Raw genomic sequence first — 23,047 nt, forward strand, 5'->3', positions numbered from 1 at the left:
GTTCACTCCGAGCGCTGGCACGGACGGGTGAATGGAGGAGGGCGGGTGGATACACCCTAGGGGTGGGGGAACCGAGGGGGACCGTGGAGCGGCGGAGGTGGAGGTACCCCGTGGCCGCCGCTCCACGGACGGGTGTCTCCCGGCGTCCGTCAGCCGAAGGCGGCCAGGCTCCGGGCCTTGCCGCGCTGCTCCTCGACGAGGACGAGGAAGCGGCCCTCCGGGTCGAAGACGGCGACGGGACCGCGACCGGCGTACTCGTCGGGCATCTCCAGCCGCACGCCGTTGCCGAGCAGCTTGGCGCGCCGGGCGTCGACGTCCCAGCGCGGGAAGGCGGCCGCGGCGGCCTCGGCCACCGGCATCACGGTCAGCTCCTGCTGGAGCTGGTCGAGCGTGCGCGCGGCGTCCAGCTTGTAGGGGCCGACGCGAGTGCGGCGCAGGGCGGTGAGGTGCCCTCCGACGCCGAGCCCGGCGCCCAGGTCGCGGGCCAGGGCCCGGATGTAGGTGCCGGAGGAGCAGACGACGGAGACGACCAGGTCGAGCACGGGCGTGCCGTCCTCCGCGACGGCGTCCCGCACGTCGTGCACGCCGAAGGAGGACACCCGCACCGGGCGGGCGGGGATCTCGAACTCCTCGCCCTCCCGGGCGCGCTTGTACGACCGCACGCCGTTGATCTTGATGGCGCTGACCTTGGACGGCACCTGCATGATGTCGCCGGTCAGCTCGGCGATGCCGGCGTCGATCGCCTCGCGGGTGATGCCGGAGGCGTCGGTGGAGGAGGTGAGCTCCCCCTCGGCGTCGTCGGTGAGGGTGTTCTGCCCGAGCCGGATGGTGCCCAGGTACTCCTTCTCGGTCAGTGCGAGGTGGCCGAGGAGCTTGGTGGCCTTCTCGACGCCGAGGACGAGGACGCCCGTGGCCATCGGGTCCAGGGTGCCGGCATGCCCGACGCGTCGCGTCCGGGCGATGCCGCGCATCTTGGCCACCACGTCGTGCGAGGTGAAGCCCGACGGCTTGTCGACGATGACGAGGCCGTCGGGCGTGGTGTGCTTCTGGGTCATTCGGCGGTGTCGTCCGTCTCGTCGTCCTCGTCCGGCTTGCGGTACGGGTCCGCGCCACCGGCGTACGTCGCCCCGGCAGACGCCTCGCGCACCTTCTCGTCGGACTGGCGCGCCTTGTCGAGGAGGTCCTCGATGTTCCGGGCGGTGTCCGGGAGGGCGTCCATGACGAAGGTGAGGGTCGGCGTGAACTTCACACCGGCGGCCCGGCCGACCTCGGAGCGCAGCACGCCCTTGGCGCTCTCCAGGCCGGCGGCGGCCGCCGCGCGCTCCTCGTCGTCCCCGTACACCGTGTAGAAGACGGTCGCCTCCCGAAGGTCACCCGTGACCCGGGTGTCCGTGATGGTGACGTGCGAGCCGAGCCGCGGGTCCTTGATCCCGCGCTGCAGCTTCTGGGCCACCACCTCTCGGATGAGGTCCGCCAGCCTCTTGGCACGCGCGTTGTCGGCCACTGGTCCGTCTCCCGTTCTTTCCTGTCCGGTTCGTTCTCGGTTCGTCAGTCGTCTTCGCCGTGGAAGCGCCGCCTGACGGACAGCAACTCCACCTCGGGGTGCCCGGCCACCAGCCGTTCGCACCGGTCGAGCACGTCGCTGAGGTGCCCTGCGTCGCCGGACACCAGCGCGAGGCCGATGGCGGCTCTGCGATGGAGGTCCATGTGGTCCACCTCGGCCGCGCTCACCGCGTACTTGCGCTGGAGCTCGGCGACGATGGGGCGGACGACGGAGCGCTTCTCCTTCAGCGACCGTACGTCGCCGAGAAGCAGGTCGAAGGACAGAGTCCCCACGTACATGTGTGTCCGGATGACCCGCCGGTACGGGATCGGATGGCCCTGCGCCGTCGGGACGGCAGGGACACCAGGAACGTTACCGCGAACGGCCCGGGGGCTCGATCGGGTTTTCCCGGTGCGCACACCGCCCCAACGGCCAGCCGGCCGACGCGGCGGTGCCGCGTCGGCCGGTCAGGACACCGTGGGCGTTACGCCCGCGGCTTCTCGCGCATCTCGTACGTCGCGATGACGTCGTCGACCTTGATGTCGTTGAAGTTGCCGAGGTTGATACCGCCCTCGAACCCTTCGCGGATCTCGGTGACGTCGTCCTTGAAGCGACGCAGGCCCTCGATGTTGAGGTTCTCCGCGACCACCTTGCCGTCGCGGATGAGGCGGGCCTTGGTGTTCCGCTTGACCTCGCCGGAGCGGATGAGAACACCCGCGATGTTGCCCAGCTTGGACGACTTGAAGACCTCGCGGATCTCCGCCGTACCGAGCTCGACCTCTTCGTACTCCGGCTTGAGCATGCCCTTGAGGGCCGCCTCGATCTCCTCGATCGCCTGGTAGATGACCGAGTAGTACCGGACGTCGACACCCTCGCGCTCGGCCATCTGCTGCGCACGCCCGGCGGCGCGCACGTTGAAGCCGATGACGATGGCGTCCGAGCCCATGGCCAGGTCGATGTCGGACTCCGTGACCGCACCGACGCCGCGGTGCAGGACGCGGATGTCGACCTCTTCGCCGACGTCCAGCTGGAGCAGGGAGGACTCCAGGGCCTCGACGGATCCGGAAGCGTCACCCTTGATGATGAGGTTGAGCTGCTGGACCTCGCCGGCCTTGAGCACCTTGTCCAGGTCCTCGAGCGAGACACGGCGCGTGCGCTTGGCGAAGGCCGCGTTGCGCTCGCGGGCGGCACGCTTCTCCGCGATCTGACGGGCCGTACGGTCCTCGTCCACCACGATGAAGTTGTCGCCGGCACCCGGGACGTTGGTCAGGCCCAGGACCTGGACCGGCGTCGAGGGGCCTGCCTCGGCGACGCTGTTGCCGTTGTCGTCGTGCATCGCCCGGACGCGGCCGTACGCGTCGCCGACCACCATGGTGTCGCCGACCCGCAGGGTGCCTCGCTGGACGAGGACCGTCGACACGGCACCACGGCCGCGGTCGAGGCGGGACTCGATCGAGATGCCCTGCGCGTCCTGGTTCGGGTTGGCCCGCAGGTCGAGCGAGGCGTCGGCCGTGAGGATCACGGCCTCCAGCAGGGAGTCGATGTGCAGACCCTGCTTGGCGGAGATGTCGACGAACATGGTGTCGCCGCCGTACTCCTCGGCCACCAGCCCGTACTCGGTGAGCTGACCGCGCACCTTGGTCGGGTCGGCGCCCTCGACGTCGATCTTGTTGACCGCGACGACGATCGGGACGTCGGCCGCCTTGGCGTGGTTGAGCGCCTCGACCGTCTGCGGCATGACACCGTCGTTGGCCGCGACCACCAGGATCGCGATGTCGGTCGACCTCGCACCACGGGCACGCATGGCGGTGAACGCCTCGTGACCCGGGGTGTCGATGAAGGTGATCTTGCGCTCTTCCTCGTTGACCTCGGTCGCGACCTGGTAGGCACCGATGTGCTGGGTGATGCCGCCGGCCTCGCCCGCGATGACGTTCGTCTTGCGGATGGCGTCGAGCAGTCGGGTCTTACCGTGGTCGACGTGACCCATGACGGTCACCACCGGCGGACGGACCACGAGGTCTTCCTCGGTGCCCTCGTCCTCGCCGAACTCCAGGTCGAAGGACTCGAGCAGCTCGCGGTCCTCCTCCTCGGGGCTGACGATCTGAACCGTGTAGTTCATCTCGTCGGCGAGGAGCTGCAGCGTCTCGTCGGAGACGGACTGCGTGGCCGTGACCATCTCGCCGAGGTTCATCATGACCGCGACGAGCGACGCCGGATTGGCGTTGATCTTCTCGGCGAAGTCGGTGAGCGAGGCACCGCGCGACAGGCGAATGGTCTCGCCGTTGCCGCGAGGCAGCATCACACCGCCGACCGACGGGGCCTGCATGGCCTCGTACTCCTGGCGCCTCTGCCGCTTCGACTTGCGGCCACGACGCGCCGGACCGCCGGGACGGCCGAACGCACCCTGCGTGCCACCACGGCCACCGGGACCGCCGGGACGGCCACCGAAGCCGGGACGGCCACCGCCGCCGGGACCACCCGGACGACCGGCGAAACCGCCACCGCCACCGCCGCCACCGGGACGACCGGCGAAACCGCCGCCGCCACCGCCGGGACGGCCGGCGAAGCCGCCGCCACCCGGACGACCGCCGCCGCCACCGGGACGACCGCCGCCGCCGGGACCGCGGCCGCCGGGGCCACCGCCGCCGGGACGCGGGCCGGCAGCCGGACGCTGCGGCATCATGCCGGGGTTGGGACGCGGGCCGCCGGGGCCGCCGCCGGGACGCGGACCGCCCTGCGGACGGGGCATGCCGCCCGGGGTCGGACGCGCGCCGCCCGGAGCCTGCGGACGGGGACCGCCCGCCGCACCCTGGGGACGGGGACCGCCCTGGCCCTGGCCCTGCGGGCGCGGGGCGCCGCCGGGGGCACCGGGGCCGCCCGGACGCGGGGCGCCGCCGGGACGGGGCGCCTGCGGGCGCGCCATGCCGGTGGAGCCACCGGAGGTGAAGGGGTTGTTGCCCGGACGGGGACCCGCCGGACGGGCGCCGGGACGCGGAGCGCCGCCGCCCGGACGCGGAGCGCCGGGACGGTCGCCACGGCCCTGGCCGCCCTGGCCGGAACCGGCCGGACGCGGAGCACCCGGACGCGGCGACTGGCCGGCCGGACGCGGGGCGCCCGGACGCGGGCCGGAGCCCTGGGCCGGAGCGGCGGGGGCCGACGGCGGCGCGGTGAACTCGGGCGCGGCCGGAGCCGGGGACGCCGGGGCGGGCCGCGGCGCGGGCTTCGGGCCCGGGGTGGGACGGGGGCCGGAAGAGGCCGGCGCGGCGGGGGCCGCGGGCTTCTCGGCGGCGGCCGGCTTGGGCGCCGGCGGGCGCGGGGCGGCCGGACGGGCTGCCTGCGCCGGGGAGGGGGCTGCCGGCTTCGCCGGGGCAGCCTTGCGGGCGGGGGCGGACTTGCCGCCGTTGCCCTGCTGGAGGGCGTCCGTCAGCTTGCGTACAACGGGCGCTTCGATGGTCGAAGACGCCGAACGGACGAATTCACCGAGTTCCTGGAGCTTGGCCATGACGACCTTGCTCTCGACACCGAACTCCTTGGCGAGTTCGTAGACCCGGACCTTAGCCACTTCGCTCCTTTGAGGTCCGGGTTGCGTCCGGACCGTCGCTAGTTCATGGGCGTACTCATCGCGTACTCATCGAGTGCTCATCGCAATCTCGACCTGCTTTCGACTCGCGAGGTACCTAGCCGCACGGGGTTCCGTACGGCACGTCTTACGGTGTTGCCTGCTCGGCAACTGTCGTCTGCTCGACGTAGTGGCGCAACGCCTTTGTGTCGAGCGCTCCCGGGGCGCGCAGTGCCCTCGTGAACGCCCGGCGGCGTACCGCCTGGTCGAGACAGACCGTCGCGGGGTGAACGTACGCACCCCGGCCGGGCAGCGTACCGCGATGATCGGGGACGCATTCACCCTCGATCGCCACGATCCGCAGCAGTTCGGCCTTGGCCGCTCGCTCCCGACACCCCACACAGGTGCGTTCAGGGCATGCGCGGGCGCGCGTCCGGCCAGACACTGCTAAGTCTACCTCCCCGTACGCTCCTCACCCCTTTGGGGCAGGATTCGAACAGTTGCCGCGCACAAACCTGTCGTGAACTGAACGGCGCGCGGTCCGGATCTATTCCCCGGAGCCCTCACCGGCGGGTTCGGTGTCCGGCCGGATGTCGATCCGCCAGCCGGTCAGCCGGGCCGCGAGGCGGGCGTTCTGCCCCTCCTTGCCGATGGCCAGGGACAGCTGGTAGTCGGGCACCGTCACCCGGGCCGAGCGGGTCGCCATGTCGACGATCTCGACCTTGGAGACACGGGCCGGGGAGAGCGCGTTCGCCACCATGTCGGCCGGGTCCTCCGACCAGTCGACGATGTCGATCTTCTCACCGTTCAGCTCGCCCATCACGTTGCGGACCCGGCCGCCCATCGGACCGATGCAGGCGCCCTTGGCGTTCAGCCCGGACCGGGTGGACCGTACGGCGATCTTGGTGCGGTGACCGGCCTCGCGGGCGATCGCGGCGATCTCCACGGACCCGTCGGCGATCTCCGGCACCTCCAGGGCGAAGAGCTTCTTCACCAGGGCGGGGTGGGTGCGCGACAGCGTCACGGACGGGCCGCGGACGCCCTTGGCCACCCGGACGACGTAGGAGCGCAGCCGCATGCCGTGCGGGTAGGTCTCGCCCGGCACCTGCTCCTGCACGGGCAGGATGGCCTCGAGCTTGCCGATGTCGACCAGCACGTTCTTCGGGTCGCGGCCCTGCTGGACCACTCCGGTGACGATGTCGCCCTCGCGGCCGGCGTACTCGCCGAGCGTCGCGTCGTCCTCGGCGTCGCGCAGGCGCTGCAGGATGACCTGCTTGGCCGTGGTGGCGGCGATACGGCCGAAGCCGGACGGGGTGTCGTCGAACTCGCGGGGCTCCTGCCCCTCCTCGAGGTCGTCCGGGTCCTCCTTCGCCCACACGGTCACATGGCCGGTCTCCCGGTCGAGCTGCACGCGCGCGTGGCGGCGGCTTCCCTCGGTGCGGTGGTAGGCGATGAGGAGGGCCGACTCGATCGCCTCGACCAGCAGGTCGAAGGAGATCTCCTTCTCCCGAACCAAGCCCCGCAGGGCACTCATGTCGATGTCCACGGCTACGCCTCCTCTTCCTTCTTGTCCTTGCGGCTGAACTCGACCTGCACGCGGGCCCTGACGATCTCGTCGAAGGCGAGCCTGCGCGCGGTGGGCTTGCGGCCCTTGACCCCGGGCACCTCGGTGTCGACGCCCTCGTCGTCGACCGTCAGGATCCTGGCGACCAGCTCGCCGTCCTCGGCCAGCTGGAATTTCACCAGCCGGCCCGTGGCGCGGACGTAGTGCCGGTGTTCCGTGAGGAGGCGCTCCGCGCCCGGGGTGCCGACCTCGAGGGTGTACTCGCCCTCGCCCATCGCGTCGTCCTCGTCGAGCTTCGCCGAGAGCGCGCGGCTCACATCGGCGATCTGGTCCAGGTCCGCACCCGTGTCCGAGTCGACGACGACGCGCAGCACACGCTTGCGGCCGACGGAGTCCACTTCGATCTCTTCGAGATCCAGGCCCTGGGAGGCGACGAGCGGTTCCAGTAGCTCTCGCAGCCTCTCGCTCTGGGTGGTGCTCATCCGGGTGACTCCTCGGCCGCGTGTGCTGTTGTGGGATGGGTCGCGTGTCTGGTCAAAGGGTATCCGGTCGCAGGGAGTGTTGCCGTCCACCCGGTCACGAACGGTGCCGCTGAGTGGTCGGGGCCCGGGGCCCGGGTACCGTGATCACGGGCGTGCAGCCCTGGAAGCCGCTTCTTTCTCGCCACGAGCCCCCCGAGGACGTCTGACGTGCCGTTCCCCTCATCGCCGCGCGCCCGCTCGGGGCCGCGCAGAAGGAGCCTGCTCGCCGCCGCTCCGGCGGCCCTCGCCCTCGCGGGATGCACCACCGGCTCCGGTGACGGGACCGGCGCCGGCGACGGCACCACGGCGGCCGAGCGCGCCGCACGCGTGCGTGCGGCCCGCGACAGCGAGGAGCTGGCGGCGCGCTACGACGCGGTGATCACCGCCCGCCCGGCGCTCGCGGAGCGGCTGCGGCCGCTGCGCGAGGAGACCGTCCGGCACGCACGGGCCTTCGGCGGCGGCCGCGGGGCGTCCCCGTCGGCCTCGCCCGCCTCCCCGTCCGCGTCGGCCTCGCCCGCCTCCCCGTCCGCGTCGGCCTCGCCCGCCTCCCCGTCCGCGTCGGCGGGCACGGCGAGCGCCTCCCCCGGTCCCGGGGTGCCCGGCAACGACAAGGACGCCCTGGCCGCCCTCGCGACCGCGGAGCGGGAGCTGGCCGACCGGCGGACCAAGGCACTGCTCGGCGTGCCCGGCGAGCTGGCACGGCTGCTGGCGTCGGTGGCCGCGTCGGGAGCGGCGCACGTGTACCTGCTGACGGAGGGCAAGGCGTGAGCGAGGCGGAGGACCGCGAGCTGCGGGCGGTGCAGGCGGCGCTGGCGGCCGAGCACGCGGCGGTGTACGGCTACGGCGTCGTGGGCGGGCGGATCGGCGACGACCTGCGCGCGGAGGCGCGGACGGCGTACGACGCGCACCGGTCCCGCCGGGACGCGCTGGCGCGCGAGGTGAGGGACCTGGGCGGCAGGCCGGTGGCCGCGGCGGCCGGCTACGCGCTGCCGTTCCAGGTGCCGGACGCGGCGGCCGCCGTCCGGCTGGCCGCCGAGCTGGAGGACCGGGTGGCCGCGGTCTACGCCGACCTGGTGCGCGCGGGCGACGGCGGGCGGCGCGCCCTGGCCGCCGGGGCGCTGCGGGAGGCGGCGGTGCGGGCGGTGCGCTGGCGCGGCGAGAGCGTAGCCTTCCCTGGGCTCGCCGAGCGGGCCGGACAGGCCTCGCCCTCGGCGGCGCCCACGGCGTGACCCGGGAGGGCGCGCACCGCGGACAGCAGGAAGGGAACGACTCGCGCATGGTTTTCGAACCGCCGCAGCGCCTGGTCAGAGCGCTCGGCGAGACGGCACCGGACGGTGACGACTGGCTGGAGAAGCTGCCGGAGGCGGCTCGGCAGGCCGTCGCGCTACGCGAGTTGACCGTGGAGCGGGTCCAGTTGCCGGGCGGCCGCAGCAGCCTGGTGGTGCTGGTGCGCACGGCCGACGGCACACCGGCCGTGCTCAAGCTGGCGCCCGGGCGGGCCCGGCCGGAGGCGGAGCGGGCCGCGCTGGCGCACTGGGGCGGGCGGGGCGCGGTCCAGCTGCTCGAACCTCCCCCGTCGGCCGAGGGGGTGCTGCTGCTGGAGCGGCTGCACCCGGACGTGTCGGTGCGGTCGCTGCCGGAGGCGAAGGCGCTGCTGGAGGCCGCGGGGACGCTGCGGCGGCTGTGGGTCGAGGCACCGGCGGGCTTCCCCTTCGAGACGGTGGCCGAGCGCACCGGGCGGCAGGCCGAGGCGATGCGGGCGCGTGCCCGGGTGGACGCCGAGGTGGCCCCGCTGGTGGACACCGCGCTCGCGGCGCGCGAGGAGCTGCTGGCCGCGCCGCCCGAGCACCTGCTGCTGCACGGGACGTTCCGGCAGAGCAAGGTGCTGGCCGGGGAGCGGATGCCGTGGCTGGCCGTGGGGCCCGACCCGGTGGTCGGCGAGGGGGCCTTCGACCTGGCCCGGCTGGTCCGCGACCGGGTGGAGGACCTGGTCGCCCAGCCGTCCGGGGCGGCCACGACCCGGCGCCGGGTGAAGCGGCTGGCGGAGTCGCTGGAGGTGGACCAGGACCGGCTGCGCGGCTGGACGCTGTTCCGGGCCGTGGAGTCGGGTGTGCGGGCCGGCCGTGTGGGCCGGCCGCGCGACGCGGAGCTGCTGCTGGAGTTCGCGAGCTGGCTGTGAGCGCCCCGGCCCGGGCGCTCACAGCCGCCGCGGGCCCTACGCGGTGAGGCGGGCGACGGCCTCCTCGACCGTGAGCTCCTCGCGCTCGCCGGTGCGGCGGTCCTTCAGCTCGACCACGCCGTCGGCCGCGCGGCGCCCGGCCACCAGGATCTGCGGCACGCCGATCAGCTCGGAGTCGGTGAACTTCACGCCCGGGGAGACGCCGGGGCGGTCGTCGACGAGGACGCGGACACCGGCCGCGGCCAGCTTCCCGGAGATCTCCAGGGCCAGTTCGGTCTGGAGGGCCTTGCCGGCGGCGACCACGTGGACGTCGGCCGGGGCGACCTCGGCGGGCCAGCACAGGCCCTTGTCGTCGGCGGTCTGCTCGGCCAGGGCGGCCACCGCGCGGGAGACGCCGATGCCGTAGGAGCCCATGGTGACGCGGACCGGCTTGCCGTTCTGGCCGAGGACGTCGAGCTTGAGGGCGTCGGCGTACTTGCGGCCCAGCTGGAAGATGTGGCCGATCTCGATGGCGCGGTCGAGGACGAGGCCCGTGCCGCACTTGGGGCAGGGGTCGCCCTCCTGGACGACCACGACGTCGACGTACCGGTCGACCTCGAAGTCGCGGCCCGCCACGACGTTCTTCGCGTGCGTGCCGGGCTTGTTGGCGCCGGTGATCCAGGCCGTGCCCGGGGCGACGCGCGGGTCGGCGATGTAGGTGACCTTGTCCAGGCCCTGCGGCCCGACGTAGCCGCGGACCAGGTCGGGGCGGGCCGCGAAGTCCGTCTCCGTGACCAGCTCGACGGCGGCCGGGGCGAAGTGCGCCTCGACCTTGTCCAGGTCGACCTCGCGGTCGCCGGGGACGCCGACGGCGACGATCTCCCCGTCGACCTTCACGAGGAGGTTCTTCAGCGTGGCGGAGGCCGGGACGCCGAGGTGGGCGGCGAGGGTCTCGATGGTCGGGGTGTCGGGGGTGGGGATGTCCTCGGCGGCCGGCACGTCCGCGCCGTCGACGGGCTTCAGCTCGTACGTGATCGCCTCGGTGTTGGCGGCGAAGTCGCAGTTCGGGCAGTCGGCGAAGGTGTCCTCGCCGGCCTCGGCCGGGGCGAGGAACTCCTCGGACTTGGAGCCGCCCATGGCGCCGGCGGTCGCGGCGCAGATGCGGTAGTCGAGACCCAGGCGGGCGAAGATCCGCTGGTAGGCCTCGCGGTGCAGGGCGTAGGACTTCGCGAGGCCCTCGTCCTCGGTGTCGAAGGAGTAGGAGTCCTTCATCAGGAACTCGCGGCCGCGCAGGATGCCGGCGCGGGGGCGGGCCTCGTCGCGGTACTTGTTCTGGATCTGGTAGAGGATGACCGGCAGGTCCTTGTAGGAGGACGCCTGGTCCTTCACCAGCAGGGTGAAGATCTCCTCGTGGGTGGGGCCGAGGAGGTAGTCGCCGCCCTTGCGGTCCTGGAGCCGGAACAGCTCGGGGCCGTACTCCTCCCAGCGGCCGGTCGCCTCGTAGGGCTCGCGGGGCAGGATGGCGGGGAGCAGGACCTCCTGGGCGCCGATGGCGTCCATCTCCTCGCGGACGATGCGCTCGACGTTGGCCAGGACGCGCTTGCCGAGCGGCAGCCAGCTCCAGACACCGGCGGCGGTGCGGCGCACGTACCCGGCGCGTACGAGCAGCTTGTGGCTGAGGACCTCGGCGTCCGCCGGGTCGTCGCGCAACGTCTTCGCCATCAACTGGGACATGCGCTGGACCGGTGCGTTCGCCATGGTTCTTCTGCTCCTGCTGACGTGGGTTCCCCCGCCCGGGCGGGCCCGGCTGCGGGAGAGGGTGATGGCAGGAGGTTAGCCGGGCGGCAGGGGGCGGTGGAAATCGGTTAACGGCGGCGCAGCGGGAGCGGGGCGCCCATGACGGCGTACGGCTTGGGCGCGCTCGGGAAGAGGACCTGGCGGGCCAGGTCCTGGTAGCCGAGGGAGCGGTACAGGGCGCGGGCGGGGCTGTCGGTGTCGATCGCGGAGAGGATCGAGCGGGGTTCGTCGGCGCCGTCGGTGATCGTGGTGATCAGGGAGCGGCCCAGTCCGCGGTTCTGGTGGGCGGGGTGGACGTGCAGCTCGGTGATGACGAAGGAGTCGTCGAGCCAGTGGTCGTGGCCGTTCGCGCGGAGGTAGGGCTCGACGACGGTGGACCACCAGTGGGTGCGGTCGTTGGGCATGCCGTAGACGAATCCGACGAGGGCGCCGTCGGCGGTGGCGCCCAGGGCGCGGGCGCCGGGGTAGGTCATGTGGCGCAGGACGATCTGGCGGCGGACGGCGACTTCGTCGGGGCCGAGGCCGAAGGCCACGGCTTGGACAGCCAGGGCCTCGTCCACGTGGGCGGACAGGTCGAGGGGGCCGATCACCAGGTCCATGGCGGGGAGCCTACAGGGGGTCGCCGGTCGCCGTCCGGGTGGCTGCGGGGCGCACCGGTGGGGGCGCCCGGCGGGGCGGGTCAGAACAGCACGCTCATGAAGGCGCCGACCTCTTCGAAGCCCACCCGGCGGTAGGTGCGGCGGGCGGCGGTGTTGAAGTCGTTGACGTAGAGGCTGACGACGGGGGCGACGTCCGCCAGGGCGTAGCGCAGGACGGCCGCCATGCCGGGGGCCGCCCGGCCGGTCCCGCGGTACTCGGGGGCCACCCACACTCCCTGGATCTGGCAGGCGCGGTCCGTCGCGGCGCCGATCTCGGCCTTGAAGACCACCTTGCCGTCCGGGCCGAAGCGGGCGAAGGCGCGGCCGGACCCGACGAGTTCGGCGACGCGGGCCTGGTAGAGCAGGCCGCCGTCGCCGGCCAGCGGGGAGACGCCGACCTCCTCGGTGAACATCGCCACGCACGCCGGCATGATCGTCTCCATCTCGTCCTTGCGGACGCGGCGGACGTACGGGTCGGGCGTGACGTCGGCCGGGAGGCGGTCGGCGACCATGAGAGGCTGGTGGCGGCGGACCTCGCGGGCCGGTCCCCAGTGGGGTTCCAGCAGCCGCCACAGGTCGGCGGTGGCGTCGGCCGGTCCGACGAGGGAGGAGCAGCGGCGGCCGGCCCGGCGGGCGCGGTCGGCGAAGGCGCGGACGGCGCGGGGGGTGGCGCAGATCGGCACGAGGTTGGCGCCGGCGTAGCACAGGGAGGTCAGGACGCCGTCCTCGTACCAGCCCCACATCTCGCCGCCGAGCCGCCACGGGTCGAGTCCGGCGATCTGCACCCGGGACGTCACGAAGGCGTTCGCGACCGGCTCGCGGTCGAGTACGGCGAGCGCGGCGTCCAGGTCGCTCGGTTCGAGGACCCGTGAGGTGGTCTGGGTCAACACGTGCGGGGCCTCACACACTGGGGTCGGCTGTCCCCGCACTATAGCTGCGCTGCCGGGGCGGGGCGTCTGGGAGCCGGGGGCTTGCGTCGCCGGGGGGCGCGGGACGTCCGCGGCGTGCCGCCCCTGTGCGGCGCAGCCGCATGCCGGCCCGGCGCCGCGCCCGCTGCGGGGCGCGGCGGGGTCCCGTCCTCAGCCCGCGACGGCCACCGACGGCTCGCCCGAGGTCACGCCGTCCTTCTCCATCTGCTCGGCCAGCTTCATGGCCTCCTCGATGAGGGTCTCCACGATCTTGGACTCGGGGACGGTCTTGATGACCTCGCCCTTGACGAAGATCTGGCCCTTGCCGTTGCCGGAGGCGACGCCGAGGTCGGCCTCGCGGGCCTCGCCGGGGCCGTTGACGACACAGCCCATGACGGCGACGCGCAGCGGGACCTCCATGCCGGTGAGGCCGGCGGTGACCTCTTCGGCCAGCTTGTAGACGTCGACCTGGGCGCGGCCGCAGGACGGGCAGGAGACGATCTCCAGGCCGCGCTGCTTGAGGTTCAGGGACTCCAGGATCTGGATGCCGACCTTGACTTCCTCGGCGGGCGGCGCGCTCAGGGACACCCGGATCGTGTCGCCGATGCCCTGGGAGAGCAGGGCGCCGAAGGCGACGGCCGACTTGATGGTGCCCTGGAAGGCGGGGCCGGCCTCGGTGACGCCGAGGTGCAGCGGGTAGTCGCACTGCTCGGCGAGCTGCTTGTAGGCCTCGATCATGACGACCGGGTCGTTGTGCTTGACGGAGATCTTGATGTCGCGGAAGTCGTGCTCCTCGAAGAGGGACGCCTCCCACAGAGCCGACTCGACCAGGGCCTCGGGGGTGGCCTTGCCGTACTTCTGCAGCAGGCGGCGGTCGAGGGAGCCGGCGTTGACACCGATGCGGATCGGGGTGCCGTGGTCGCGGGCCGCCTTGGCGATCTCCTTGACCTTGTCGTCGAACTGCTTGATGTTGCCCGGGTTGACGCGGACCGCCGCGCAGCCGGCCTCGATCGCCGCGAAGACGTACTTGGGCTGGAAGTGGATGTCGGCGATGACGGGGATCTGGGACTTGCGGGCGATGGTGGCGAGGGCGTCGGCGTCGTCCTGAGTCGGGCACGCGACGCGCACGATCTGGCAGCCGGAGGCGGTCAGTTCGGCGATCTGCTGGAGGGTGGCGCCGATGTCGGAGGTGCGGGTCGTGGTCATCGACTGCACGGAGACGGGGGCGTCCCCGCCGACCGCCACGGACCCGACCTGGATCTGCCGGCTCTTGCGGCGCTCGGCGAGCCTGGTCGGAACGGACGGCATGCCGAGAGAAATCGCAGTCATCTGCTGTGCAACCCCAAGTCGTGGATCAAGGTCCGGTCCCGTGAGCAGCGGGCCCCGAGCTTCGAGATTACGGCACCGGCGCGGGCGCGGGCACATCCCACCCGCGGCACCACCCGATGGGGGGCGGCCCGGCGGGAAAACCTCCGGGCCGCCCGGAACTCCGTGCGGCTAGGAGATCCTCACCGGGTTCACCACGTCCGCGATCAGGACGAGGATCGTGAAGCAGATGAAGATCCCGGCGACGACGTACGCGACCGGCATGAGCTTGGCGACGTCGAAGGGGCCCGGGTCGGGGCGGCGCAGCAGCCGGGCGAGGTTGCGGCGCAGCGACTCCCACAGGGCGCCCGCGATGTGGCCGCCGTCGAGCGGCAGCAGCGGCAGCATGTTGAACAGGAACAGGGAGAGGTTGAAGCCGGCGACCAGCATCAGGGCCATGGCCAGCTGCTGGGTGGGCGGGATGTCGAGGGTGAAGATCTCGCCGCCGACGCGGGCCGCGCCGACCACGCCCATCGGGGAGTCGGCCTCGCGTTCGGCGCCGTCGAAGGCCGCGTTCCACAGGGCCGGGATCTTGCCGGGGAGCGCGGCGAGGGAGTCGACGGCCTCGCCGATCCGGTCGCCCATCCAGGTCACGGACTGGCCGAAGTCCTGCTTGACCACGCCGGTGGCGGCGCTGAAGCCGAGGAAGCCCGCCTGGACGTACTCGCCCTCGACGATCCGGCCGCCGGAGTCCTTCTTGGCGACCTGGTTGGTGGCGATCTCCGCGTGGAGGGTGACCTCGCGGCCGTCCCGCTCGACGACGATCGGCACGTCCTTGCCGGGGTTGGCGCGGATCAGGTCGGACAGCTCGTTCCACTCGTCGGTGCGGGTGCCGGCGAAGGAGACGATCTTGTCGCCCGCCTTGAGGCCGGCGGCGGCGGCCGGGGCGGCCGGATCGCCCTTCTCGCACTTGTCGCGGTTCTCGCTCTGGGCGATGACGCACTGGGAGACGGAGCCGACGGTGGTGGTCTGCTGGGTGATGCCGAAGCCCATCAGGACGGTGAGGAACAGCACCACCGCCAGGATCAGGTTCATGAAGGGCCCGGCGAACATCACGATCACGCGCTTCCAGGGGGCGCGCGTGTAGAACATCCGCTTCTCGTCGCCCGGCTGGAGCTCCTCGTAGGCGGCGGAGCGGGCGTCCTCGATCATGCCGCGCCACGGGGAGGTGGAGCGGGACTCCAGGCGGCCGTCGGGGCCGGGCGGGAACATGCCGATCATGCGGATGTAGCCGCCGAACGGGATGGCCTTGACGCCGTACTCGGTCTCGCCCTTGCGGCGGGAGAAGAGCGTCGGGCCGAAGCCGACCATGTACTGCGGGACGCGGATGCCGAAGAGCTTGGCGGTGGACAGGTGCCCCAGCTCGTGCCACGCGATCGAGAACAGCAGGCCGACCGCGAAGAGGACTATGCCGAGGATGAACATCAGGGTCGTCATGCACGGGCCTCCGCCGTCTGTGCCGCCAGTTCCCGGGCCCGGGCCCGCGCCCAGGTCTCCGCTTCGAGGACGTCCGACACGGTGAGCGAGGTTCCCGTCCGCGGGGTGCCGTGCTCCTCGACGACCCGGGTGACGGTGTCCATGATCCCGTTGAACGGCAGTGCGCCCCGGCGGAACGCCTCCACGCACTCCTCGTTGGCGGCATTGAACACCGCCGGGGCGGTGCCCGCGAGCCCGCCGACGTGCCGGGCGAGGTTCACCGAGGGGAAGGCCTCGTTGTCGAGCGGGAAGAACTCCCAGGTGGAGGCCTTGCTCCAATCGAAGGCCGGGGCGGCGTCGGGGACGCGCTCGGGCCAGCCGAGACCGATGGCGATGGGCCCGCGCATGTCGGGCGGGGTCGCCTGGGCCAGTGTCGATCCATCCGTGAACTCAACCATCGAGTGCACATACGACTGGGGATGCACGACGACCTCAATGCGGTCGAAGGGAATGTCGTAGAGCAGGTGCGCCTCGATGACCTCCAGGCCCTTGTTGACGAGGGTCGCGGAGTTGATCGTGATGACCGGGCCCATGGCCCAGGTGGGGTGGGCCAGGGCGTCCTCGACGGTGACGCCGGCCAGCTCGGCCTTGGTGCGGCCGCGGAAGGGACCGCCGGAGGCGGTGACGACGAGTTTGCGGACGTCGGCGCGGGTGCCGGCGGCCAGGGCCTGGAAGAGGGCGGCGTGCTCGGAGTCGACCGGGATGATCTGGCCGGGCTTGGCCAGGGCCTTGACCAGGGGGCCGCCGACGATGAGCGACTCCTTGTTGGCGAGCGCGAGGGTGCGGCCCGCCTCCAGGGCGGCGAGGGTGGGGGCCAGTCCGATGGAGCCGGTGATGCCGTTCAGCACGGTGTGGCAGTCGGAGGCGGCCACCGAGGTGGCCGCGTCGGGGCCGGCGAGGATCTCGGGGAGGGGCTCGCCCGGGCCGTACTGCGCGGAGAGCGCCTCGCGCAGGGCCGGTACGACGTCCTCGCGGGCCACGGCGACGGTGCGCACCCGCAGCCGGTGGGCCTGCTCGGCGAGGAGGGCGACCCGGCCGCCGTTGGCCGAGAGGGCGGTGACCCGGAAGCGGCCGGGGTTGCGCAGCACGAGGTCGATGGCCTGGGTGCCGATGGACCCGGTGGAGCCGAGGATCACCACGTCCTTGGGGCCGTCGCCGGCGACGGGGTCGTAGACGAGGTGCGGGTCGGCGAGAGGGGCTGGACTGTCGCTCATCCCTCCATTGTTGCCGTAAGCGCCGCGTGTGAGGACGGCGCATCCCCTCCATGGGGGCGCGCGCCGTATTGGTTCGCGCCCCCATGGGGTCCGGGTCAGGGTCAGCGGATCGGCCGGTGGACGTTCTCCCGCTGCGAGGGCCCCGCGGTCGCGTCCGCGATCCAGGGCCCGTCGGTCGACGGGTCGACGATGCCCTGCTCGAGCCACTCGTAGGTGCCGGACAGCACGCCCTTGACGACCTTGCGGTCGAGGTCGTCGGTGTTGGTCCACAGCCGGGTGAACAGTTCCTCGACGCGGATGCGGGCCTGGCGGCAGAAGACGTCGGCGAGCTGGTAGGCCTCGCGGCCGTTCTCGCCCCGGGCGCGCAGGTGCTCGGCGCGCACGCAGGCCGCACTCATGGCGAACAGCTCGGCGCCGATGTCGACGATCCGGCCGAGGAAGCCCTGCTTGGACTCCATGCGGCCCTGCCAGCGGGACATGGCGTAGAAGGTGGAGCGGGCCAGTTTGCGGGAGGTGCGCTCGACGTAGCGCAGGTGCCCGGAGAGGTCCACGCCGTGCTTGAACTCGGCATAGGAGGTGGGGAGCCGGCCCGGGCCCACGACCAGCTTCGGCAGCCACTTGGCGTAGAAGGCGCCCGCGTTCGCGCCGGCCTTCGCCTTGTCGCCCAGGGACTTCTCCGGGTCGATGAGGTCACCGGCGACGGAGAGGTGGGCGTCGACGGCCTCGCGTGCGATCAGCAGGTGCATGATCTCGGTCGAGCCCTCGAAGATGCGGTTGATGCGCAGGTCGCGCAGCAACTGCTCGGCCGGGACACCGCGCTCGCCGCGCGCCCGGAGCGAGTCGGCCGTCTCGAAGCCGCGTCCGCCGCGGATCTGGACGAGTTCGTCGGCCATCGTCCAGGCCATCTCGGAGGCGTAGAGCTTGGCGAGGGCGCCTTCGATGCGGATGTCGTTGCGGTCCTCGTCGGCCATCTGCGCGGCCAGGTCCGTCACGGCCTCCAGGGCGAAGGTGGTCGCCGCGATGAAGGAGATCTTGGAGCCGACCGCCTCGTGGTGGGCGACGGGCTTGCCCCACTGCTCGCGGGCCGCCGACCACTCCCGGGCGATCTTCAGGCACCACTTGCCGGCCGCCACGCAGGACGCGGGCAGCGACAGCCGCCCGGTGTTGAGGGTGGTCAGGGCGATCTTCAGGCCCTGACCCTCCTCGCCGACCCGGTCGGCGGCGGGGACGCGCACCTGGTGGAAGCGGGTGACGCCGTTCTCGATGCCGCGCAGGCCCATGAAGGCGTTGCGGTTCTCGACCGTGACGCCCGGCGCGTTGGTCTCGACGACGAAGGCGGTGATGCCGCCGCGGTGCCCCTCGCTCCTCGGCACCCGGGCCATGACGACCAGCAGGTCGGCGACGACGCCGTTGGTGGTCCACAGCTTCACGCCGTCCAGGACGTAGTCGTCGCCGTCCGGGATCGCGGTGGTGGCGAGGCGGGCCGGGTCGGAGCCGACGTCGGGCTCGGTGAGCAGGAAGGCGCTGATGTCGGTGCGGGCGCAGCGCGGCAGGAAGCGCTCGCGCTGCTCCTCGGTGCCGAACAGCTTCAGCGGCTGCGGCACGCCGATCGACTGGTGCGCGGAGAGCAGCACGCCGATGGCGGGGCTGGCGGAGCCCGCGAGCGCGAGGGCCTTGTTGTAGTAGACCTGCCCGAGGCCGAGGCCGCCGTACTTGGTGCCGATCTTCATGCCGAAGGCGCCGAGCTCCTTGAGGCCGTCGATCACCTCGTCGGGGATGCGGGCCTCGCGTTCGATGAGGGCGCCGTCGACCTTCGTCTCGACGAAGTCGCGGAGCTTGGCGAGGAACTGCTCGCCGCGCTGGGCCGCTTCCTCCTCGGGCACGGGGTGGGGGTGGATGAGGTCGAGACGGAAGCGGCCGAGGAACAGCTCCTTGGCGAAGCTGGGCTTGCGCCAGTGCTGTTCCCGGGCGGCCTCCGCCACCGCGCGGGCCTCGCGCTCGGTGACGGCGGGACGGGAGGAGGGGGTGGTGGAAGCGGACATGAGGGGCACCTCGCCGCATGTAGGTGGAGGAAGGATCGTTTCGTTACCGACCGGTGCTACGGGATCGTTGGTACCCGAAAGCGGACGCCCCCACCAGTCCTCGCGCGTCCGTTCGGCCGAAGCGGCCCCGGGGCGGACGCCGCCCCGACCGGGCGTGCGCCGCCCGTGTGGCGTCGCCGGGTGGACCGGGACGCGGAGCGCTCCGGGAAACCCTTCATCGAAGCGCTTCGACAACCTATGGACACCCACTCCCGCCGCAGCTACTGTCGAACCACCCTCACCTGCCCGCGCCGGCCCGGCGCACTGTCGAAGCGCTTCACAACCCTGGAGAGCCGGATGGTCACCCTCGCCGAGGTCGCCCAGCACGCCGGAGTCTCGGCGAGCACGGTGAGCTATGTGCTCAGCGGCAAGCGGTCCATCTCCGCGGCCACCCGGCACCGGGTGGAGCTGAGCATCCGCGAGCTCGGGTACCACCCGAACGCCGGCGCGCGTGCCCTGGCCAGCAGCAGGTCGAACATCATCGCGCTGATGATCCCGCTGCGCACCGACCTGTACGTGCCCGTGATGATGGAGATCGCCATCGCCGTGGCGACCTCGGCGCGCACCCACGGCTACGACGTGCTGCTGCTCACCGGCGAGGAGGGCCCGGACGCGGTGCGCCGGGTCGCCGGGAGCGGGCTCGCCGACGGGATGATCCTCATGGACGTCGAGCTCGACGACGAGCGGCTGCCGCTGCTCCAGGCGGCGGACCAGCCGTCGGTGCTCATCGGGCTGCCCGCCGAGACGGCCGGGCTGACCTGCGTCGACCTGGACTTCCGGGCGACGGGCGCGCTGTGCGTGGAGCACCTGGCCGCACAGGGGCACCGTGACATCGCTGTCATCGGGGAGGCTCCGGCCGTCTACGAACGCCACACCGGCTTCGCCGAGCGCACGCTGGACGGACTGCGCTCGCGCGCCCGGGAACTGGACGTCCGGCTGCTGCACCGGCCGTGCCAGGGCGGGTACGACGCGGTGGCCGTGACGCTCGCCCGGATCCTCGACGAGCGCCCGGGCACCTCCGGGCTCGTCGTGCAGAACGAGTCCGCGGTCGAACCGCTGCTCGCCCTGCTGCGCCAGCAGGGCCGGGCCGTGCCCGAGGACATGTCGGTGGTCGCGATCTGCCCCGACCAGGTGGCCACGCAGTCCTCGGTGCGGCTGACGTCGGTCGCCGTCCCCGCCCAGGAGATGGGCCGGCGCGCGGTGGAGCACCTGGTCGCCAAGCTCGGCGGGCAGGACGGCGACGAGGTCGTGCTGCTCCCTCCGGAACTGACCGTCCGCGCGAGCACGGGACCGGCGCCGAGCCGCGCCTAGGCGCACCCGCCCCCGTTCTCGCCGCCCTCAGCAGCCCGCCTCCTCCCGGGGGGGGCCGCCATGTCCGCACTCCTCCAGGAGCACAGGAGCCCGCGTGAACCAGTCTGCCGAAACCCAGCCCCAGGTGAGCCTGGCGCAGTCCTCCCCCACCGTCGGCGTCTTCCGCGAGCGGGACGGCGCGCTGGAGTGGAGCGGCCGCCAGGAGACCCTGCGGATCGAACCGTGGGGCCCGGACGCCGTGCGGGTGCGGGCCCGACTCGGCGGCCCGGTCCTCGACCGGCTGCCGGGCGCCCTGCTCGACGAGGCGCCGGCCACGGCGTCCACCGTGAAGATCGAGGACGGCACCGGGCGGCTCACGGTCGGCTCGCTCACCGCCGAGGTGAACGGCGAGGGCCTGGTCCGCTTCCTGCGGACCGAGGACCGCGGCGAGCTGCTCGCCGAGGAGCGGGCCCACTTCTGGTGGCCCGGCCCGCGCCTCTACACCGCCGTCGGCAACGGCCACCACCGGCTGGAGCAGCGCTTCGCCGCCTACGACGACGAGCAGCTGTACGGCCTCGGCCAGCACCAGCACGGGCGGCTCGACCACAAGGGCCTGGTGCTGGACCTCGTGCAGCGCAACGCCGAGGTCACCATCCCGGTGCTGACCTCCAGCCGGGGCTACACCCTGCTGTGGAACAACCCGGCGATCGGCCGGGTGGAGCTGGCGCACAACGGCACCCGGTGGGTCGCCGACTCCGCCCGGCAGATCGACTACTGGATCACCGCCGGGAGTCCGGCCGACGGCCAGCGCCGCTACAGCGCGGTGACCGGACGGTCCCCGATGCTGCCCGAGTGGGCGGCCGGCTTCTGGCAGTGCAAGCTGCGCTACCGCACCCAGGACGAACTCCTGGCGGTGGCACGGGAGTACAGGCGCCGGGGCCTGCCCCTGTCGGCGATCGTGTGCGACTTCTTCCACTGGACACACCTCGGCGACTGGAAGTTCGACCCGAAGGAGTGGCCGGACCCGGCGGCGATGGTGCGCGAGCTGGCGGACCTGGGCGTCAAGCTGGTGGTGAGCGTCTGGCCGTCGGTGTCACCGCTGAGCGAGAACCACCCGGTGCTCGAGCAGCGCGGCTGGTTCATCGGCACCCAGTACGGCCCGGTGGCGCACGCCGACTGGCCCGACAAGGAGGTCGCCTCCACGGTCCAGGTCGCCTTCTACGACGCCACCCACCCCGAGGCCCGGGCGTTCGTGTGGTCGCGGATCAAGGAGAACTACCTGGACCCGTACGGCATCACGGCGTTCTGGCTGGACGCCTGCGAGCCGGAGCTGAAGCCGGGCTTCCAGGAGAACCTGCGCTACTGGGCGGGCCCGGGCCTGGAGGTCGGCAACCTGTACCCGGCGGAGAACGCCCGCACCTTTCACGAGGGTCTGGCCGCCACCGGCGAGGAGGAGATCGTCACCCTCAACCGCTCGGCCTGGGCGGGCAGTCAGCGCTACGGGGCCGCCCTGTGGTCGGGTGACATCGGCACGGACTTCCCGACCCTGCGCCGGCAGATCGCGGCCGGGCTCAGCACGGCCCTGTCCGGCATCCCGTGGTGGAACACCGACATCGGCGGCTTCCACGGCGGCGACCCGGACGACCCGGCCTACCGGGAGGTGATGGTCCGCTGGTTCCAGTTCGGCGCGCTGTCCCCGCTGATGCGCCTGCACGGCTTCCGCGACCCGGGGATGCCCCTGGGGCCGGACATGACCGGCGGCCCCAACGAGGTGTGGTCCTACGGCGAGGAGGCCGGTGCGGTCCTGGAGAAGTACCTGCGGCTGCGGGAGCGGCTGAGGCCGTACGTCATGCAGGTCATGCGCGCGGCGCACGAGGAGGGGCTGCCGGTGATGCGGCCGCTGTTCCTGGAGTTCCCGCGGGACCCGCTCGCCTGGCAGGTCTCCACCGCCTACCTCCTCGGGGCCGACCTGCTGGTCGCGCCGGTGCTGGAGCCGGGCGCCACCGCCTGGACGGCGTACCTCCCGGCGGGCGCCGCCTGGACCGACGCGTGGACCGGTGAGACGTACCAGGGCGGTGAGGCCGTCACCGTCGACGCCCCGCTGGACCGCATCCCGCTGTTCCTGCGGGACGGCGCGCGGCTGCCGATCGCGGAGCAGGCGGGCTGAAGGGCCGGCCTCCCCGGGCGGGGAGGCCGGCCCACCGCACCGGCCGCGCGATCAGCTGCTGCTGACCGTGAGGTTGTTGGTGGTGAAGTCCAGCCCGCCGGACGACGAGGTGATCTCGTAGCCGAACTGCACGTCGCCGATGGTCTCGTTGCCCATCCACTTCTTGGTGTCCTTGATCCACTTCAGGATCGGCAGGATGTTCACGCTGCCGGCGGTGGAGTCGGACGTGCGCAGGAACGAGAAGACCTCGTTGGCGCCGTTGCTGCCCTTGTAGACGTTCCAGGTGTGGCCGCCGAGGCCGACGGTGCCCTGGGAGGTCCCCAGCGGCCCGACGGCACCGTGGTGGTTCACCCAGAGCATGATCTCGTAGTCGTGGTCGGTGTCCCAGATGTCGTACGAGGAGTTGTACGCGCCGGCCGCCGGGACGGTGACGTCGTAGGAGCTGCTGAGCGAGGACAGGGAGGTGATCGTCCTGTTGATCACCTTCTTGGAGTTGGGGTAGGACTTGATGCCGCCGGTGCCGGGGTGGTCGGCCCAGACGCCCCAGTTGGTGCCGGAGTTGGCCCAGACGCACTGGCGGCCGGCGCCGGACCCCCAGATGTTGTTGTAGAGCGTGTAGCCGTTCAGGCCGGTGTTGCCCCACTGGTCGCAGGAGTTCCAGACGGCCGCGGAGGCGGGGGCGGCGGCGAGGCCGACGGTGACGCCGAGCGCGAGGGCCGGGGCCGTCAGCGCCTTGATGATCCTGCTCGGGATGCGTGATGCCATG

Annotated in this window: 20 protein-coding genes; 5 read left to right on the forward strand and 15 right to left on the reverse strand. The window is 72.5% G+C overall.

The window, feature by feature from the left end:
• Positions 1 to 149: 149 nt before the first annotated feature.
• From truB to rimP, 7 genes are all read right to left on the reverse strand, one after another.
• Positions 150 to 1,055, reverse strand: a complete 906-nt coding sequence (truB, locus tag ACH4C6_RS00160) for a tRNA pseudouridine(55) synthase TruB (RefSeq protein WP_398106271.1) — start codon at positions 1,053 to 1,055, stop codon at positions 150 to 152.
• Positions 1,052 to 1,504 (reverse strand): 30S ribosome-binding factor RbfA, encoded by a 453-nt coding sequence (rbfA, locus tag ACH4C6_RS00165; protein WP_398106272.1) that lies wholly within the window; start codon positions 1,502 to 1,504, stop codon positions 1,052 to 1,054. The genes truB and rbfA overlap by 4 nt, the downstream gene beginning before the upstream one ends.
• A gap of 44 nt (positions 1,505 to 1,548) precedes the next feature.
• Positions 1,549 to 1,842 carry a DUF503 domain-containing protein gene (locus ACH4C6_RS00170; RefSeq protein ID WP_369193440.1) on the reverse strand — a complete coding sequence of 98 codons (294 nt, stop codon included), beginning with the start codon at positions 1,840 to 1,842 and terminating at the stop codon, positions 1,549 to 1,551.
• 185 nt (positions 1,843 to 2,027) lie between these two features.
• Entirely contained in the window at positions 2,028 to 5,105 is a 3,078-nt protein-coding gene (infB, locus tag ACH4C6_RS00175) for a translation initiation factor IF-2 (RefSeq protein ID WP_398106273.1), read from the reverse strand.
• Between the two features lie 145 nt (positions 5,106 to 5,250).
• Positions 5,251 to 5,547: a YlxR family protein gene (locus ACH4C6_RS00180; protein ID WP_398106274.1), complete on the reverse strand. Its 297-nt coding sequence runs from the start codon at positions 5,545 to 5,547 to the stop codon at positions 5,251 to 5,253.
• Between the two features lie 102 nt (positions 5,548 to 5,649).
• Positions 5,650 to 6,648: a transcription termination factor NusA gene (gene nusA / locus ACH4C6_RS00185; RefSeq protein ID WP_398106275.1), complete on the reverse strand. Its 999-nt coding sequence runs from the start codon at positions 6,646 to 6,648 to the stop codon at positions 5,650 to 5,652.
• Positions 6,649 to 6,650: 2 nt separating this feature from the next.
• Positions 6,651 to 7,148: a ribosome maturation factor RimP gene (gene rimP, locus ACH4C6_RS00190; protein WP_398106276.1), complete on the reverse strand. Its 498-nt coding sequence runs from the start codon at positions 7,146 to 7,148 to the stop codon at positions 6,651 to 6,653.
• Between the two features lie 207 nt (positions 7,149 to 7,355).
• On the opposite strand from rimP, the gene ACH4C6_RS00195 reads away from it, so the two are divergent.
• From ACH4C6_RS00195 to ACH4C6_RS00205, 3 genes are read left to right on the forward strand one after another with little or no spacing between them, the layout of a single operon-like run.
• The gene (locus tag ACH4C6_RS00195) at positions 7,356 to 7,955 is read left to right on the forward strand and encodes a hypothetical protein (protein WP_398106277.1); all 600 of its coding nucleotides are present in this window, start codon (positions 7,356 to 7,358) and stop codon (positions 7,953 to 7,955) included.
• Positions 7,952 to 8,416: a ferritin-like domain-containing protein gene (locus ACH4C6_RS00200; RefSeq protein WP_398106278.1), complete on the forward strand. Its 465-nt coding sequence runs from the start codon at positions 7,952 to 7,954 to the stop codon at positions 8,414 to 8,416. The genes ACH4C6_RS00195 and ACH4C6_RS00200 overlap by 4 nt, the downstream gene beginning before the upstream one ends.
• Before the next feature lie 47 nt (positions 8,417 to 8,463).
• Positions 8,464 to 9,366, forward strand: a complete 903-nt coding sequence (locus ACH4C6_RS00205; protein WP_398106279.1) for an aminoglycoside phosphotransferase family protein — start codon at positions 8,464 to 8,466, stop codon at positions 9,364 to 9,366.
• Positions 9,367 to 9,402: 36 nt separating this feature from the next.
• On the opposite strand, the gene ACH4C6_RS00210 is transcribed toward ACH4C6_RS00205, so the two are convergent.
• The 7 genes from ACH4C6_RS00210 to ACH4C6_RS00240 form a co-directional block, all read right to left on the reverse strand.
• Positions 9,403 to 11,103 carry a proline--tRNA ligase gene (locus ACH4C6_RS00210; protein WP_398106280.1) on the reverse strand — a complete coding sequence of 567 codons (1,701 nt, stop codon included), beginning with the start codon at positions 11,101 to 11,103 and terminating at the stop codon, positions 9,403 to 9,405.
• Between the two features lie 107 nt (positions 11,104 to 11,210).
• Positions 11,211 to 11,741, reverse strand: coding sequence for a GNAT family N-acetyltransferase (locus tag ACH4C6_RS00215; RefSeq protein ID WP_398106281.1), 531 nt, complete (start codon positions 11,739 to 11,741; stop codon positions 11,211 to 11,213).
• Between the two features lie 80 nt (positions 11,742 to 11,821).
• Positions 11,822 to 12,670, reverse strand: coding sequence for a GNAT family N-acetyltransferase (locus ACH4C6_RS00220; RefSeq protein WP_398106282.1), 849 nt, complete (start codon positions 12,668 to 12,670; stop codon positions 11,822 to 11,824).
• Between the two features lie 189 nt (positions 12,671 to 12,859).
• Entirely contained in the window at positions 12,860 to 14,017 is a 1,158-nt protein-coding gene (ispG, locus tag ACH4C6_RS00225; protein ID WP_398106283.1) for a flavodoxin-dependent (E)-4-hydroxy-3-methylbut-2-enyl-diphosphate synthase, read from the reverse strand.
• A 168-nt stretch (positions 14,018 to 14,185) separates the two neighbouring features.
• Entirely contained in the window at positions 14,186 to 15,478 is a 1,293-nt protein-coding gene (locus ACH4C6_RS00230; RefSeq protein WP_398107092.1) for a M50 family metallopeptidase, read from the reverse strand.
• Between the two features lie 8 nt (positions 15,479 to 15,486).
• Positions 15,487 to 16,743: a 1-deoxy-D-xylulose-5-phosphate reductoisomerase gene (gene dxr / locus ACH4C6_RS00235; RefSeq protein WP_398106284.1), complete on the reverse strand. Its 1,257-nt coding sequence runs from the start codon at positions 16,741 to 16,743 to the stop codon at positions 15,487 to 15,489.
• Between the two features lie 101 nt (positions 16,744 to 16,844).
• Positions 16,845 to 18,785: an acyl-CoA dehydrogenase family protein gene (locus ACH4C6_RS00240; protein ID WP_398106285.1), complete on the reverse strand. Its 1,941-nt coding sequence runs from the start codon at positions 18,783 to 18,785 to the stop codon at positions 16,845 to 16,847.
• Positions 18,786 to 19,121: 336 nt separating this feature from the next.
• Between ACH4C6_RS00240 and ACH4C6_RS00245 the strand changes: the two genes are divergently transcribed.
• Entirely contained in the window at positions 19,122 to 20,135 is a 1,014-nt protein-coding gene (locus ACH4C6_RS00245) for a LacI family DNA-binding transcriptional regulator (RefSeq protein WP_398106286.1), read from the forward strand.
• 94 nt (positions 20,136 to 20,229) lie between these two features.
• Entirely contained in the window at positions 20,230 to 22,281 is a 2,052-nt protein-coding gene (locus ACH4C6_RS00250; protein WP_398106287.1) for a TIM-barrel domain-containing protein, read from the forward strand.
• A 51-nt stretch (positions 22,282 to 22,332) separates the two neighbouring features.
• Here ACH4C6_RS00250 and ACH4C6_RS00255 read toward each other — a convergent pair whose 3' ends face one another.
• Positions 22,333 to 23,046 carry a hypothetical protein gene (locus ACH4C6_RS00255; RefSeq protein ID WP_398106288.1) on the reverse strand — a complete coding sequence of 238 codons (714 nt, stop codon included), beginning with the start codon at positions 23,044 to 23,046 and terminating at the stop codon, positions 22,333 to 22,335.
• Position 23,047 lies beyond the last annotated feature (1 nt).

The sequence above is a fragment of the Streptomyces sp. NPDC017943 genome, from assembly GCF_044328425.1.
In the GTDB taxonomy this organism is placed as follows: domain Bacteria; phylum Actinomycetota; class Actinomycetes; order Streptomycetales; family Streptomycetaceae; genus Streptomyces; species Streptomyces djakartensis_A.